This is a genomic window from Fictibacillus sp. Mic-4 (assembly GCF_049843615.1).
GTDB lineage: Bacteria > Bacillota > Bacilli > Bacillales > Fictibacillaceae > Fictibacillus_A > Fictibacillus_A gelatini.
In genome coordinates this window covers 31,068-46,497 of sequence record NZ_JBBHZM010000011.1, presented here as the reverse complement: position 1 = coordinate 46,497, position 15,430 = coordinate 31,068, and the positions used below count along the sequence as shown (strand labels likewise).

Genomic DNA, 15,430 nt, shown 5'->3' with positions numbered 1-15,430 from the left:
AAATATATGGAATTAAAAGGAATTCACCACGTATCCGCATTAACGGCCAACGCCCAAAAAAATGTTGATTTTTATACAAAAACGCTCGGGCTTCGATTGGTGAAGAAAACGGTCAATCAAGACGATACTTCCGTTTACCATCTATTTTATGGAGATGAAAAAGGGAATCCCGGGACGGAATTGACGTTTTTTGAAATTCCGATGGCTGCTAGAAACCATGAGGGCGCAAGCAGCATATCCGCGACCTCATTGCGTGTCGCAAACGAAGAAGCCATCCATTATTGGAAAACGCGCTTTGAAGAACTCCATGTAGAGCATGGAGAAATCACCGATGTGTCGGGACGTTTAACTCTATCCTTCAACGATTTTGAAGGGCAACGGCTTATACTCGTATCTGATGAAACGAATAAAGGAGTAGAAAGCGGGACTCCATGGGAGAAAAGCCCGATCCCGAAAGCCTTTGGAATCCGCGGATTAGGGCCGGTTAAATTAACGGTACGTTATGCGGACAAAACGATAAATGTATTAACGAAGATGATGGGATTCCGTGAAAAGGGCCACTATCCGTCCTCAGTTCCGGGCCAACCCGATATTCTCGTGCTGGAAACGGGCGAAGGCGGGACCGGTGCTGAAATTCACGTTGAAGAAAGAAAAGATTTGCCGGCTGAAAGGCTTGGCCGGGGCGGTGTCCATCACGTCGCCTTTCGGGTCGACAACAAAGAAGAATTGCGCAGATGGGTGGAAAACATTCAAAACGCAGGATTTCAAAACTCAGGGCTTGTTGACCGTTTCTATTTCCAATCCCTCTATTTCCGGGAACCCAATGGCATTCTCTTCGAATTAGCGACGGATGGCCCCGGTTTTGATACGGATGAGGATATTGAACATTTAGGCGAAAAGCTTGCCCTGCCGCCGTTTCTTGAACCACATCGAGAGGAAATTGAAGCAAAATTGAAGCCGTTAAATACAAAAGCGGATAAGTAAGGAAGTTCCACATTTCAGCCGGTCTATCAACGGGTCGGCTTAATTGCTTTTTAGGATGCCCGCAATGGTTCGGATTGAATCAACTTGCACTCTTTTGACAAACGATGGCTTCCTTGTTGAACTTCGATAATAATTTCATTCAACGTTTCACCACAAGTTAAGCACTCGGTGTGAAACAGATCTTGAATGGTGCAGCATCCGGCACAATAACTCCTCTGATTTTTCATCGATGATCTCCTCCTTTTTTACTCATTATAATTGTGAAATCAGTAATGTTCTATTAGCTTGTAAGGAAATCTGACATTGTTTATTTGAGGCTTTGTTCAATAAGAGTAGTTTGAGGGGGAAATGCCCCCTCGGGCACTATTAGTTCCGCGCCAATTCCTTAAGGATTTTTTGTTCTGTTTCTTCCATGACACGTTCATTTTCAACCCAACCGTTCATCAAGATCGAGACGGCATATGTTTCGCCTGATTTTCCAGTGACGTAGCCTGTCCAGCAGCCAAGGCTCGAGAGCGTTTCGGCGATTCCGCTGCCGGTCGCTTTTTCTGGCAAAGATGAACGAAAGCCTGGATGGTTTTTCATCAGGCCGAGCGTCGCGTTAAGCTGATTGGCGCTCACCTGGTTATAACGCGTGGCACCGGAACCGTCATACAGATCGAATGTGGTGTTGATACCTTTGGCTTTCAGCAAGTCATACATTTTAGCGACGCCGTCACTTGTCCCGGCGACAGCCGCGTTATCTTCTTGCCCTTTTCCAATCGTTTTCGTCAGCATTTCCGCATAAAAGTGGTCGTTCGTTTTGTTCATCGTTGAGATTAACTCGTTTAACGGTTTCGAGCGTACCGCTTCAATTTTTTCGGCATGTTCAGGAACCGAACCGATTTTCACCTTGCTTTTCGGATCAACGTGAATTCCGGCTTCTTTCAATTTGGCTTTAAAGACATAGCCAGTGTAAAGAGCGGGCTGTTCGATTGCGATCGCGATCCGTTTCTTTTTCGCGTTCAATGGCAGTTGTCCCCGTACGGTAATGATATTTTTTCCGCGTTCCCGGTAGGCGGAAAGCGTCTCTTTTCCGCCAGAAGGGACGGTAATGGCTTCATTGACGATTTGGACATCCTCCGTTTTTGGTTCTTGTGATACGACAACTGGTTTTCCTGTATGTTTTCCTGGTTGAATGTTGATGGCGACCGTTCCCCGGTTTACGCTTAATGCGCTTATTTGCGGATATGCGCTATTGTCTTCTTCATCCCACGTCCAGCCGAGCGGATAGCGTTCACTGTCGAAAGCACTTTCGTCAACAACGATATCGCCTTTCACTTTTTTGATTTTTACTTTCTTTAAGGCCAGGGCGAATCGCTTAATCTGTTCCGTTGTCAAAGAAGGGTCGCCACTGCCTTTTAAGATGACATCCCCATTCAGTACTCCAGAACGTCCAGCGTTCTTCGATACATACAAATCAGTTTCGTAGCGGAAATCCGGTCCAAAGTATTCGAGTCCCGCAAGCGTTGGCCAAATTTTTACGGCTGAACCGGGCGTCAGCAGCTTGTCTTCATTTTGCGCATAAAGCACGTTATTTTGCCGAAGCGATTGGATGATGATTCCCATCGTCACCCCTTTTAAACGGGGATCATGAATAATCGGGCCGATCTTTTCTGAAAGTGGGTAGGCAGGGCTTTTCGGCTGAAAATTGGTTTCCGGCGCTTTTAGATCCGGGTATTTGGCGAGCAAGACCCCGACTTTGTCCTGGAAGTCGATCGCATATTTTGATTTATAAATGCCGTTCATCAAGATAGCGAATGCAATCTGGTCGCCATTTTTAGCCTTCACGAACCCGACCATGTTGTTGACGCCTGACATGGAACCGGTTTTAGCTTGAAGATTGTTTTCCGCTTCTGTTTTCTTCATCCGGTTTTTCAACGTTCCGTCCACACCTGCAATAGGAAGAGACTTTTCAACGAAAGGCCAATAGCTTTGTTTTTTGACATAGCGCAAAAAGGCGAGCATGTTGTTCGGTGACACGAAATTTAAACGGGAAAGCCCGGAGCCGTCGACCTGGCTATAGTCGCCTTTCAGTCCCGCTTGTTTTAACAGATCTCCCACGACCTGAACACCTGCCTGAAAACTCCCTTTATTTTCAATTTCTTTGCCGACGGTTTTTAAAAACATTTCCGCGTAAAAGTTATCGCTTTCTTTATTCAAATGGGTAACGAGGTCGCATAGCGGTTTGGAGTAGTGGACGGCATCGGGCCTTTGTTTTTTCGTGACAGTCTTTTTCACTGCTGTTTGGGCGGATAGATGGATATGATGCTTCTCGGTAAGCTGTTTGACGACATTTCCGGCAAATAAAGCGGGATCTTCGATTGTGATGCTTTCGCTTGCAGGATCACTGTCTTTTCCGATCGTTCCGCTAATTGTAATGATATTTTCCGTGCGCTGGCGATTAAATGTCACATCGTCTTTCGATCCATCGACGACGTGTGCCTCATTGACGATTTTTACATTATCGCTCTCCGGTGAGACGCTTACTTCAGGACGTTGGCCGATAGCTTTCCCGCGAGCCGAAACTTCCAGATCGACAACGTTTTCATTGACAGATAAGGCGCTAATTTGTGCACTGTAATACCACGGTTCGTCATCCCACATCCATCCTTTGCCGAGCCGTACATTATCAAAGCGGCTTTCATCGACAAGGATGTTTCCCTTTATCCGTTTCAATCCTTTTTCCTTCTGCAATTGTTCGATCATGCCATCGAGATCTTCTGTTGTAAGGGAAGGGTCGCCGTAGCCTTTAATGATAAGATTGCCATGAAGGGTGCCATTCTGTGACAGCTTGCCATCCAAATAAGCTTCTGTTTTAAATCGATAGTCTGGTTTCAAACGATCGAGAGCGGTCGCTGCGACGAAAAGCTTAAGCGTGGAGGCGGGGACAAACGATTTTTCAGCATTGTGCGAGTAGAGCAGCTCATTTTTTGACAAATTGTATATGGTAACTCCCGCCTGGATGCCTTTGCTGTTTTCGTCATTTTCGAGCTTCAGCAAAAGTTGGTCGATATTGTCCGTTAATAGATGTCCGTCAGACCCAGCAGCCATTGAAGGCACGGCCAAAAGCTGAAGCACGAAGCTGAGCATAATCACAGGAAACAGTGCCAGCCGAACATTCCTTTTCATAATTTTCCTCCCATCTACTATATGTATCACAATATAATCGTTTAATTATTCTACAATAATCGTGTGGTTCCTTTGAAAATTTGGAAATCGGGTAAACAAAAAAAGCAGAGAACAACAGTTCCCTGCTTTTTTAAGTACATATTATTGTGCGGAATAGCCTCCGTCAATGAGCAGGCTTGCATCTGTTAGCCTGTAATATACGAAACCAGACAGCTTCAATTCGCTTATTTGCTCAATGTTGTTAATTGGTCAGCCGTGCCCTGAATGATGACAGGCTTTTTTTCGGGGTCCATCCACTTCAGCAATTTTACAATATTCTCTTCGGATACGGCCGTGCATCCGGCGGTCGGGCTGTTTGGCTCCGGCCAGATGTGAAAGAAGATCGCACTTCCTTTTCCTTTGACAATCGGGTCTTCGTTGTAACGGATAACGGCCGCGTATTTATAAAGCGGAATGTGCAGCTGTTCAAACGACTTCCACTTTTTGTGCGGATCTCCTGTGTAAACTTTCCACTGATTATAATCTTTCGAAGTTACATCATCAACCCAGTAATCGTGTTCCGTCGTCTGTTGATAGGGAAGCTTCATGCCAGAAGGCTTCGCTGCCGTCCCGAAGCTCCGATCAATAAAATAAATGCCGGCTGGAGACTTCATTCCGCCTTCATGCATATCAAACGTAATCCCCTTTTTCCCGATCACAGCAGGCATCGAATACACCTTTTCCCATTTCCCGCTCCGGTATTCGTAAGCGACTAACGAGGCGTGAAACCCGGTTTCCGACTTTGCCGTCACAATGATCGCCTGAGTGGCTTTTTTATCTTTCCGCACCTTTTCCAACAGCCGCTTTTCAACAGCCGGCTTGCCGGATGCTTTAACGATTGGAACAATAATGCCAATAATCAAGATCAACATTACAACCAACGCCATAAAATTCCGCAAAAAAATCCCTCCCTCAACTACTAATAGTATACCAGTCTAAGAGAAGTAGAATGATTCATCTTAAAAATAAAGATTCACAACAAAAGAAATAGGTCTATTTACCTATAAAAAGAGGTTGAAAAAATGGATCTGTTTCTAAAAAACGGATATTTTTTTAAAAAAACTATTAAATATTGACAAAAAGTGTCGATATAAGTGGTGTAACAAAGAAAACGGGAGCTATCTAGCGGGATAAAATGCCTATTTTTATAGAAGTATTTACTAAGATATAGAAAAATATAACTTAAAAATGACGAAAAAAGCTGGCGTTTTATCAGTTTTTGTTATATTATATGAAATGTATTCCAAAGTTACTAGTAAATTACTATTTTTAAATAGTATTTTCCTAGTATAAAAGAACTAGCAACATACAAAGAAATGGTTATGAAAATTGTTGGAAATCCATGTAGTACATACCATATGGCGATTTTGTCCATTGAAATCATGGTAATCTAACAATTTTTACAAAATAACTTCACACAAATGGAAGGGGATTTGAAAAATGGACAAAAAGAAAGCACTGAAGATCGCAACAGCGACTTCCGTAGCAGCAGGTGCATTCGTTTCTGCGGCTCCAGCATCCTTTGCGGCATCTTCTCAATATAAAAAAGCAGACGCTGCCGTTAAGACTGCAGAAAAAGAGGCTGCAAAATTAAAAGAGAAGTATTATCCAAAGTCGAAGAAGTTTAGCTTCACAAAAATTAGCACTACAGCTACTGAGTCTGCTTACTCAAAAGCATACAAAGAAGTGAAAAAGCTAAGCTCAAAAGACGAAAAGAAATTTGAGAAGCGTCTTGCAGGGATTAAGAGCAACATCACTTACGCTAAAGGCTACAACACTGCAATTGACAAAGGTTCTGCACTAGATAAAGCAACTAAAGCTGCTAATGACCTTGTGAAAAAGTATGATGCGAAAAAAGCAGATGCTACATTAAAATCTTTGAAATCGGCAATCGACGCTTTCAAAGGCGCTGTGGCAAAAGGGAAAGTTTACGGCATCCCTACTCGCGATGCATTCAACAAAAAGTACCTGACTCCAGCTGACAGCGCATATAAAGCGTTAGACAAGAAGATTAAAGATGAAAAAGCAAAAGCGGAATATGCGAAAAAATATGCTGCAGCTAAATCTGCAGTAGAAAAGTTAGAAAAAGCAACGGCAGATCTTTCTACTCATAAAAAGGTAGAAGAGGCACAAGCATTGGTAAAACCAGCTAGAACTGCTGTGAAAGAGCTTAATAAAACAGATGCAGCTGCTTTTACAAAAAGAATTGATGCAGCAGAATCTTTGATTAAAGTTGCTCAAGCCGACTACGATACAAAAGTTGCTCACGCTAATGAAGCAGTAAAAGCATTGGAAGAAGCCGCAGCAGATCTTTCCACGAAAGAAAAAATTGATGCGGCTGACGCTCTGATTGGAAATGCTAAAAATGCAGTTAAGCTTCTTGACGAAGACGATGCTGCTGATTTAACAAAGAGAATCGGAGTTGCTGAAGAGAAAGTGAAAGCGGCTAAAGAAGCCTATGCTACTAAACTTGCTAATGCTCAAAAAGCTGTAAAAGCATTAGAAGATGCAACAGCTGATCTTACTTCAAAAGACAAAGTAAAAGCTGCAAAAGATTTAGTAGAACCAGCTAAAAATTCGCTTAAAGATCTAAGTGAAAAAGATGCGGCTGATCTTACGGCTAAAATTGATGCTGCAGTAGAAAAAATCAAGACAGCCGAAGTAACGTTGCTTGTTAATGATGCAGTAAAGGCTGTAAATGAGCTTGAAGCGGCAACAAAAGAATTAAAAACTCAAGAAGCGGTAGATGCAGCAAAAGCAAAAGTTCAACCGGCTAAAGACGCAATTAAAGCATTGCCAGAAGGTAACGAAAACATTGCTACTTTAACAGAAAAAGTTACAAAAGCAGAAGAAGCCATTCAAAAAGCAGAAGCATGGTTAGCTCTACCTGTAGTAGACTCCGCTTCATCTATTAATACCAATACTGTTGAATTAAAAGTCGGTTCTTTACTGACTGAAAAAGATCTTCTAATGAAAAAAGTGTCACTTAAATCCGAAGATAAAACAGTAACCGCAACATATGTAGCAGGAAGCCTTGCTGAAGGAAAAGCGAAGTTCCAATTAGATAATTTTGCTTCTCTAACAGATGCAGCGACTTATACTGTAAGTGCTGATTGGGCTCGTTTCACTAACGCTGACTTTGTTGCGAAAGTAGCAGCTCAATATGCAAAGACATTTGAAAAGCAAACTTCCGAAGTAGTTGCACAAAAAGGTTTGACAAAAGTATACATTGCAGCTAAAAACCAATATGGTGAACCGATTACGCTTGATAGTGCGAACGCAAAAGAGGTTACTGTTAAAGCAACTCTAAACGGAATGCCATTAACTGTTGGAGCAGATAAAGAAGTTAGTTATACTGCAGGGGATGATTATGTAACAGTTAATCATGATTTAGCAGTTAATGACCAACTTGTAATTACGCTTGTTAGCAACAAAGTTGAATCCGTTCTTTCCTATACAGTTGTAAAAGCTCCTGAAAGCGGACTTGTGGCATCAAGCTTACAATTATCCGCTGAAAAGACATCTATCGCATCCGGAAACAGCACGAATGTGAAAGTTACTGTAAAAGACCAATACAATAACCCGGTTGCCGTCGGTAAAGGGGACATTCGCTGGTTTGTTGATGGTGTAGAAGATACGAAACAAACTGGGGCTACCTTTAAGTTTGATAAGACTGCTTCAAAACAATATAAAGTACAAGCATTTTACGCAAAAAATACAAAACTTAGTCAGTCTGTTACGATTAATGTTGGGGCCGCTGAATTGAAATCACTAACAGTTTCTCCAGTTGGTGGGGCAACTGTATATAACAAAGAAGCGGTTAATGCATTTACAGTAACACAAAATGAAGGTGCGCTCTTAACACCATCCGATTTAAAATATGTTGTAACTGCTAAGCCGGAGGGCGCTAAAGATTCTGATGTTGCTGTAACTTTTGCATATGGTTCTACGGATAACCCTGATACTCCGAATGTTGACGAAACCAAAGTTATTTACGCTAACGTGAAATCAGAAGTTGCAGGAACTTATAAATTTAAAGTTTATACCGGATCTGCAGTTGACGCTAAAGACGGTATAGTTTCCGTTGAACAATCCTTTACTTCTTCAGTTCGCCAAGATGTAACGGATATTAATGTTGAAGAATTTGGAACAAATGAACTTACTGCTGAAAAACAAGTGGTAAAACCAATTAAATTCACCAATAAACATGGTGAGGAAGTAAATGTCACAGCTGATCAACTTCAATTAGCAAGTACATCTAACATGACTGTTAAACTTCTTAACAAAGATAAAGAAGTAATCACAACGGATTCTACTGATAAAGTAGTTAAGTATATCTCCTTTACAGGAGCGAGAGAAGGTAAAGATACTGTTACTTTAGTAAAAGGATCTGTATCTAAGCAAATTACTACAACTACACTTGCGAAATCTGCTGTAAGCCGAATTGACGCTTCAGACTTAACTGGCAATAATGCAATTATATCTGGAGATTCCGATGTAAAATATATTGATCTAAATGTGACGGATCAATATAACGTTAAATTATTGGACAAAGATTTACTCAAAGTTGAAGTAAAAGCTCCAGGAGATGATGCATTTGCTACTTCTGATTTAGCTACTTTAGTTTACTTAGATAAAGACAATGAAGTAACAACAGATCAAACAAAAGCGGTAAAAGTTGCTGTTAAAGTTGATCCTTCAAAAGCAACGGTTAAAGCGGGGCTTAAATCTGAAGATTACACAGTAAAAGTTTCTGACAAAGCAACTGGAAAAGTTTCGAAAGAAGTAACAGTTACTGCAAAAGAAGCTCGTAAACTTGACTCTATTACAGCAACTGTAACCAATGCACAATTTGCATTAGGATCAAACGGACAAATTAAGTTTGAAACAAAAGACCAATATGGTCAATTAATTGAACTAAAAGATGCCGATCTTAATAATGTTACAGTTAAATCCGATGAAAGTGGTTCTGGAGTACTAGAAGGAATTACAAAAGATGAAAGTAAAGCTCAGCTTGTTAAAGTAACTAAGAATGGCAAATTCGCAGGATACTCTTATAATGTAACTGCCGCTTCAAAAGGTAATGCGACAATCACCTTTACGATTGGTGGTAAGTCAGTACCTGTAAATGTAAAAGTGGATTCTGTAGGTTCATTAGTAGATAGCGTGAAACTTTCTACTGCTGACGCTCAAAAACCACTATATTCTTCCAAAGGTGAAGTTACGCTTAAAGCTACTGCTTTCACAGCGAGCGGAAGTGAAGTTCCTGTGAGCAATGCTGATTTAAATTGGTCTGTTGATTCAATTAACGGGACTGTATTAGAAAATGGTAAAGAAGTTGCAGCATCTAAAGATTCTGTAACCGTAAATGACGGAAAAGTAGATGTACCAGATAGCTTTAAAGGAAAAGTAACAGTTAAGGTTACAACAGCAAATCTTAAATCTGCTACTCTTGAGCTGAACTTTGATAACGCTCAAGCGGCTCCTGTAAAAGGTTCAACCAAAGTGACTGAAACGGTTGCAAAAGCCCTGGATGCAGATACAGCGACTGCTGGAATCCAGGTTGCACTTGATGGTAAAGGTGAGGTAGACCATGAAGCCAACGGTGCGGTTTCATTCACTTTAGATGCTATTGACCAATACGGCGAAATATTTGATGTTCGGGAGTCTGATGCTATTGTTACAACTGACGATTCTTCCGTATTAACACTCAATAAAGCTGCCGATAAAGTCACCGTAACTGCTAAAGGTGAAGGAAAAGCAAATGTATACGTTCAATACAACGGAGATACGATTGTTTTAAACTTTACTGTAAACAAAGATGCGCTAACTTCCGCTAAAGATTTCGATGCAGCATCTTCTGTAACAAAGCTAATTGAAGCTTTACCAGCGGTTAATCAATTGAAACTAAGTGACGAACAAGCTGTAAATGATGCAAACGCTGCATTTAATAAGTTAACTGATTCTCAGAAACAATTAGTATCTAAAGAGAATCAAAACAAATTAAAAGCAGCAATGCAAAAAATTGATGATCTAAAAGCACAAGCCACTGTAAATGCTGAAGCTGCGAAAATTAATTCTGTGCAAGCTCCAACTCAAGGTGATACGAAGTTAACAATGCCTGAAGTTGCTGAAGGTTTTACAGTAGTAATTAAGTCATCAAGTGATGAAAATATAATTGCTAAGGATGGAACGATTAAAGCTCCAGATGAAAATACTGATGTAACGTTAGTATTCACGGTAACCGATTCTAAAACGGGTAAATCAGCTGATTCAACACCAATTAAAGTAACGGTACCTGTAAATAGTTAACGAAACATTTTTTAAAAAAACTAGTCCTCTTTTCAAAAGAGTTTAAATTTGCACTACTGGATTGTCCGATAAGTCCCAAAAATAAAACCAGTGAAAAAAACGAGTCGTTTTTCTTCACTGGTTTTTCTATTTTTACGATTTTTCTTTGAAAGTAACTGGCGGATACATGTTACTTTCAGTATGTTGTGGGATCATGCTACAATTCCAAACTTGACATGCACCTTACCATAAAAGTTGTGTCTTTATCCGTTTTCCGAATAGCTGTTACGGTCGCCAGAGTTTTCATTTTGTTCTTTATATTTAGCCATCCGTGGTAGGAAGACTTTTTTTCTTTTTCTGGAAGAAGTGTTATAATTGACACACATAAAAGCGTCCTTTCTTTAAAATGTTGTGTGGAAACTCGATCTTAATTTAAGGTCGATTTTTTTGAATAGGTTCTTATTTAACCAACATTTCCCGTTATTATAAAAATTGTACATATGATAAAATCATTATTGTAATTGAGAAAATAGCTAGAGGTGTGTTCAGTGGCATTATCAATAGAAGTATTACCTGAAAAAGAAAAAGCCATAAGACTTTTTACATATTTACGGGAGTTCAAACAGTTGTCCATGGTCTCTGTGAAACATTGGAAAAACTATGAAAATATACTTTGGCTACATTCCATAACAAATGAAAATTATAGCTATACCTTTATCGACCAAAAAAATAGTGTAAATAACGATACGTTAGTTTTGCAAATGAGAAAGCCGATTGCTCCAAAACGCCCTGATCTTCCGGAACAACTTGAAGATTGGATTTATTGGGAATTGACAGAGACTGAGACTGAACCTATTTTGTTGTCAAAACGCTTAGTCAGTGACGCGATGGAAAATGAAGCGGAAGCGGAGAAAAATTATATTTATCTATTAAAAAATCATGCTCATGTTAAGAAAATATGGAATGATTACATAGAAAATGATTGGTCCCCGTGGTATGAAGAGTATAAAGAATATTTAAAAGCTCAAAAAGCCTATTCACAATTATTTGGCGTTTATCAAAAAGTAAAGAAATTAGGGGAAGAATATGAGACGGTATTAGGACTCGGGCTGCTCAATTGGGAACCTGTAAAAAAGAATATAATTTCCAGACATTTATTAACGCATCCTGTAACAATCGAGCTTGAGCCGGAAGATGGGGAGATTTCTGTTGCACTCAATAATGTAGAAGAATCTTCCTTTTCGCTCGAACAGGATATGCTGGACGTTCATGAACGTCCAAATCAGGAGTCTTTGGGAGATATTCATCGGATGATTCGGGAAAATGGCTCAACAATTTCAGATATAGAACCGCTTGTATTAGTACTAAAAAGCTGGATTCAAACGGTTTCAGCTGATGGATATTATGAAAATGCAATTGAATTAATAGATCGCCAACAACCGAACCCGATTGTATCTTTTAGTCCAGCTCTTATATTACGCAAAAGATCTGACCGGAATTTTATTAAAACATATGACACGATCATTCAGCAGCTAAAAGAAGACGAGACGACTTTACCTGAAGGAATTCACCGGATTGTCGAGATCATGGATGACATGGGAAAAGGCGAAAATGCTCTTCAAGCTCAATCAAATCCCAATTTTTTCGAAGGAAAAGAATATTATATGCCTCTTGCCGCGAACGAGGAACAAATGAAAATTGTCGATCAGATCGAATCACGAAATGGGGTAATCGTTCAAGGGCCACCCGGTACCGGGAAAAGTCATACGATTGCGAATTTAATGTCCCATCTTCTCGCAACCGGCAAGAAAATTTTAGTAACAAGCCAGACGCCAAGGGCTCTAAAGGTTTTGAAAAACAAACTGCCTGAAGAACTTCAGCATTTATGTGTGAGTTTACTTGGGAACGATAAAGATGCATTAAGAGATATGGAAAACGTTGTTCAGGGGATAATTGGGAAACAACAATTTTATTCAGAAGATAGAACCAAAAGAGAAATCAAGACTACTGAAGATAAGATAAAGGATTTAAGAAAGAAGAAAGCCGGACTCGAAAAAGATTTGCTCCATCTCATTGAAAAAGAAACATACGAACATCATTTATGTGGAGGAACATACATTGGAACTCTTCAGGAGATTGCTAAAGTTATAAATAAAGAAAGCAGCGAATACCAATGGATGGATGTAGAGCTAAATGAAAATGCAAATTGCCCGCTTTCAAATGATGAAGCTTTAGAGTTTTTAAAGTTAAGAAGGCTATTCCATCCTTTAAAAGAAAGACAAGTGAAACAGGATATCCCTGCTATTGATAAGCTTATGGATGAGGAGCAGTTTCAAAAATTAGTAGAAGAAGAACGTATCCTGGAACAACAATTAGCCAGCTTACAATTGGCCAGTGCAGATGAATGTTTTACTTATTTAAGCGATAAAAACGGTTCAATTGTTCAGGAACTACACCAGCAGCTTGATCGATTAATTAAACAGAAAGAGTCTCTTTCAACAGAAGGTACATGGGTCCAACAGGCGGGAGAAGATATAGTAAACAATCAGCATCATTTATGGATCCAGCTGTATTCAGATTGGCAAGAAAAGCTTGCAACGATAGAACATTATGCAAAAGACATTGGGGATAATGAGATTGAACTTCCTGCAGGTAAAACGAGAAAAAATGTATTAGATGATGCAAGAAAGCTTTATGAGTATTTCAAAGATAAAGGATGGAAGACCGGGATCCCGGGTTTTAGGCCGCAGGTGGTACGTGAACATTGGTATTTCTTAAAAGAAGTTAAATTGAACGGATCAGCTCCTAAATCGATCGATCAATTGGAAATATTGATTCAGACGTTAGATTTTGATTTTAAAGTGGAAAAGATGTGTTCTTCTTTTCAAGAATTAACTCATCAACCTATCCTAATAAAAGAAAATCGATTATTTACTTTAACGGAATTAAAAGTAAAGTTCGAGAGGATGGAAGCTGTTTATCAGTTTTATAGTCAGTTAGAAAAAAAGAATAATCTTCTTCAAGAGCTGAATTTGCCATCTACTGTTTTGCAAAGGAAAGATTTCAGTCTTTTACGGGATGTTTGTGCTGCCGTATTGCTGAATAGGAGAATGCTTGAAGTTCAGAAATGCCTTCAAGCGATCGATGAGCTCATTGCAAAGGGAATGTCTCTTGAGAATAAACACCCAATCTATTATGCACTTGACCGGGCTTATCGAAACCGGGATTACCAGTTATACTTATCTGTTATAGAAGAACTTAAGAATTTGGAAAAATTAAAAGTGGATTATGCGAGGCTCTCTTACTTAGAAGAAAGCTTAAAGAAAGAAATTTCAACTATTGTGGAAGAATGCAAACGGAATCCTTATGATGATTGGGATAAACGGTTCGCTTCATTGAATCAAGCATGGAAATGGGCGCAGGCAAAAACCTGGCTTAAGGAGTTTTTAGCAAAAGATGTTGATCAAGTGAAAAAGGATCTGGCAAAAACAGAGGATTCTATTCGAAAGCATTTGAATCAAGTTATTGCCGATAAAGCATGGAGCTATTGTTTTGAACGGTTAACAGAGAAAGAGCGCCAGCACCTTCTTGCCTGGACAACATCAATGAGAAAAATCGGAAAAGGGACAGGGAAAAATGCCGAACGCTATCGTAGAGATGCAAGAAGCCATATGGACGAATGCAGAACGGCGATCCCGGCGTGGATTATGCCACTGTATCAAGTGGTAGACACCATTATTCCGAGTCAGGAATTATTTGATGTGGTCATTATCGATGAAGCTAGTCAATCAGGCCCGGATGCTTTGTTTTTAATGTATATTGCGAAAAAAATTATTGTAGTTGGAGATGATAAGCAAATTAGCCCGGAATTTGTCGGGCTTAATAGAGACGATGTTTTCGCGCTTAACCAACAATACATTCATGATATTCCTCATCGAGATAACATTAGTGTCGATAGCTCTTTCTTTGATCTAGCGAATATCTTATTCGGAGGGCGAATCGTTCTTCGTGAACACTTCAGATGTATGCCGGAGATTATCGGGTTTTCGAATATGATCAGTTATCCAAATACACCCCTTATTCCGTTAAGGCCATTCCACTCTGACAGGTTGGAGCCAATTGTACCGGTTTATGTAAAAGAAGGGTATCGTGAAGGATCAGGACAAAATGTACGAAATGAGCCGGAAGCGGATCAAATTGTTTCAAAAATAGAAGAATGCCTGAAAGATCCGAAATATAACGGCAAATCATTTGGAGTTATCAGCATGCAAGGAAAGGGTCAGGCAGCATTAATAGAAAAGAAGTTGCTTGAGAGAATTGGCATTAAAGAAATTGAAGAAAGAAAGATTATTTGCGGTGATGCCTATGCATTCCAGGGAGATGAACGGGATGTTATTTTCTTAAGTCTCGTTGTTGCACCTGGAGAAACAAGAATTACCGCTTTAGTAAAAGAAAATGATCGAAGGCGTTTTAATGTTGCGATGAGTAGGGCGAAAGATCAAGTATTCCTTTTCCACTCGGTTTCTTTAGACGACCTCCGCAATAAAGAATGTTTGCGTTATCAATTACTTTCTTATTGCTATCAACCGGTTCAAGAGATGTTAGAAGCAGGAAGGGAAAAGTGCGAAAGCCAATTTGAATTTGATGTCTTTGACCGTATCTCTTCAAGAGGATATCGAATCATTCCTCAATATGAAGTAGCTGGATACCGAATTGATTTTGTCATTGAAGGAGAGAATGGCCGTCTAGCGGTCGAATGCGATGGTGATAAGTGGCATGGATTGGACCGCTATGAAGAGGATATGAAACGACAAAGAACGCTAGAGAGACTCGGATGGGTGTTTTGGAGAGTGCGCGGCAGCGAATTTTATTTTAACCCTGACAGAGCGATGCTTCCACTCTGGGAAAAACTTAAGGAAATGAAGATTAAACCGCTTATTTAAGC

At 39.9% G+C, this 15,430-nt stretch carries 6 protein-coding genes; 3 read left to right on the top strand and 3 right to left on the bottom strand.

The window, feature by feature from the left end; genetic code table 11:
• Positions 1-6: 6 nt before the first annotated feature.
• Positions 7-984: a ring-cleaving dioxygenase gene (locus tag WD019_RS09525; RefSeq protein ID WP_425711328.1), complete on the top strand. Its 978-nt coding sequence runs from the start codon at positions 7-9 to the stop codon at positions 982-984.
• 50 nt (positions 985-1,034) lie between these two features.
• Here the strand turns inward: WD019_RS09525 and WD019_RS09520 are convergent, their stop codons facing one another.
• The 3 genes from WD019_RS09520 to WD019_RS09510 form a co-directional block, all read right to left on the bottom strand.
• Entirely contained in the window at positions 1,035-1,211 is a 177-nt protein-coding gene (locus WD019_RS09520) for a hypothetical protein (protein WP_154658038.1), read from the bottom strand.
• A 139-nt stretch (positions 1,212-1,350) separates the two neighbouring features.
• A complete protein-coding gene (dacB, locus tag WD019_RS09515; RefSeq protein ID WP_425711327.1) occupies positions 1,351-4,155 on the bottom strand; it encodes a D-alanyl-D-alanine carboxypeptidase/D-alanyl-D-alanine endopeptidase in 2,805 nt (934 codons plus the stop codon).
• Between the two features lie 224 nt (positions 4,156-4,379).
• Positions 4,380-5,093, bottom strand: a complete 714-nt coding sequence (locus WD019_RS09510; RefSeq protein WP_425711326.1) for a L,D-transpeptidase family protein — start codon at positions 5,091-5,093, stop codon at positions 4,380-4,382.
• 541 nt (positions 5,094-5,634) lie between these two features.
• On the opposite strand from WD019_RS09510, the gene WD019_RS09505 reads away from it, so the two are divergent.
• Entirely contained in the window at positions 5,635-10,506 is a 4,872-nt protein-coding gene (locus WD019_RS09505) for a hypothetical protein (protein ID WP_425711325.1), read from the top strand.
• 527 nt (positions 10,507-11,033) lie between these two features.
• Complete coding sequence (locus tag WD019_RS09500) at positions 11,034-15,428, top strand: AAA domain-containing protein (RefSeq protein WP_425711324.1); 4,395 nt, start codon at positions 11,034-11,036, stop codon at positions 15,426-15,428.
• Positions 15,429-15,430 lie beyond the last annotated feature (2 nt).